We start from the raw sequence: 1,790 nt of genomic DNA on the forward strand, positions 1-1,790 counted from the left end.
GCACCTGGCCCACATCGGCATCGCGACCTTCGTCGTCGGTGTCACGATGGTGAAGGGCTACGAGGTCGAGAAGGACGTGCGCATGGCCGTCGGCGAGACCGTCGCGCTCGGCGGCTACACGGTCAAGCTGCTCGGCGTCAACGAAGTGCGCGGCCCCAACTACATCGCGCAGCGCGGCGACGTCGAGCTCTCGCGCGACGGCCAGGTGCTGCGCACGCTGAACCCCGAGAAGCGCAACTACCTGTCGTCGCAGATGCCGATGACCGAGACCGCGATCGACAGCGGCCTCACGCGCGACCTGTACGTCTCGCTCGGCGAGCCGCTGGAAGCCACCCCGGACGGCAAGGCCGCAGCCTGGAGCGTGCGGGTGTACTACAAGCCCTTCGTCGTGTGGATCTGGCTCGGCTGCCTGCTGATGGCCGCCGGCGGCGGGCTCGCGGCCAGCGACAAGCGCTACCGATTGAAGCTGAAGCAGCGGGTCGGCCTGCCGGTGTCAGGCGCCACCGGAGCGGCGGCATGAAGAAGTACTTCCTGATCCCGCTGGTGCTGTTCGCGGTGCTGGCCGTGTTCCTCGCGGTCGGCCTCAACCACGATCCGCACGAGGTGCCGTCGCCGCTGATCGGCAAGCCGGCGCCGATGTTCGCGCTGCCGCGGCTCGATGCATCCGCGGGTGTCGCAACAGACGCGGCGAAGTTCAGCCCGCAGGAGATGCGTGGCAAGGTGTGGATGCTGAACGTCTGGGCCACCTGGTGCGGCCCGTGCCGCCAGGAGCATCCGGTGCTCGTCAACTTCGCGAAGCTGAACCTGGTGCCGGTGGTCGGCCTGAACTACAAGGACAAGGGCGACGACGCCARGCGCTGGCTGACCGAGTTCGGCAACCCGTATCTCGCGACCGCGGTGGATGCCGATGGCCGCGTCGGCATCGACTACGGCGTCTACGGCGTGCCCGAGACCTACCTGATCGACAAGACCGGCACGATCCGCTTCAAGCAGATCGGCCCGCTGACCCCCGAAGTCCTGAGTTCGAAAGTCATTCCCATGCTCAAGGAGTTGGGCGCATGAGGTGGCTCGTCATCGGGGCCGCGCTGGCCCTCGCCTTCACCTGCAGTGCACGCGCCGCCGACGCACCGCCGCTGGCCCAGGACCAGGTCGTCGAGGCGCGGCTGGTCGGCATTGCCGAGGAGCTGCGCTGCCTGGTGTGCCAGAACGAATCGCTGGCCGGCTCGCGCGCCGACCTGGCGGAAGACCTGCGCCGCGAGATCCGCACGCTGATCCGCCAGGGCAAGACCGACCAGGAGGTGATGGACTACCTGGTCGCCCGCTATGGCGATTTCGTGCGCTACCGGCCGCCGATGAAGCCGACCACGTACCTGCTGTGGCTGGGGCCCTTCGCGCTGCTCGGCGGTGGGCTGGTGGCACTGGTCACCTTCCTCCGCCGCCGCACTGCGCCCGATGCGGTCGCGCTCACCGCCGATGAGCAACAGCGTGCCGCGGCCCTCCTGAACAACGACAAGAACCCCTGAGATGGCAACCTTCCTGATCGCGGCGGCCCTGCTCGTCGCCGCCACCCTGCTCGTGCTGCTGCGACCGTGGCGCCGCGCCGCCCAGGCGGCCCGGCGGGACGACCTGACCGCCCGCGACGCCAACACCGCCGTCTACCGCGACCAGCTGGCCGAGATCGACCGCGACCTCGCGGCCGGCACGCTGCTGCCCACCGACCACGAGCAGGCGCGCAGCGAGCTGCAGAAGCGGCTGCTGGCCGATGCCGGCGCGGCCGAGCCGGCGATGGC

General features: G+C 69.6%; 4 protein-coding genes. All 4 read left to right on the plus strand.

Features of this window, described 5'->3' with window-relative positions:
- The coding region (locus tag AC1D15_RS30175; protein WP_477828922.1) for a cytochrome c-type biogenesis CcmF C-terminal domain-containing protein at window positions 1-520 on the plus strand (520 nt) is incomplete at its 5' end.
- The gene (locus AC1D15_RS30180; protein ID WP_477828923.1) at window positions 517-1,062 is read left to right on the plus strand and encodes a DsbE family thiol:disulfide interchange protein; all 546 of its coding nucleotides are present in this window, start codon (window positions 517-519) and stop codon (window positions 1,060-1,062) included. The genes AC1D15_RS30175 and AC1D15_RS30180, both read left to right, overlap by 4 nt.
- The gene (locus AC1D15_RS30185; protein WP_477828924.1) at window positions 1,059-1,523 is read left to right on the plus strand and encodes a cytochrome c-type biogenesis protein; all 465 of its coding nucleotides are present in this window, start codon (window positions 1,059-1,061) and stop codon (window positions 1,521-1,523) included. Before AC1D15_RS30180 ends, AC1D15_RS30185 begins: the two co-directional genes overlap by 4 nt.
- A gap of 1 nt (window position 1,524) precedes the next feature.
- Window positions 1,525-1,790: c-type cytochrome biogenesis protein CcmI (ccmI, locus tag AC1D15_RS30190; RefSeq protein WP_477828925.1), on the plus strand; the 266-nt coding region annotated here is incomplete at its 3' end.

Source organism: Rhizobacter sp. P2_H2, from assembly GCF_056403375.1.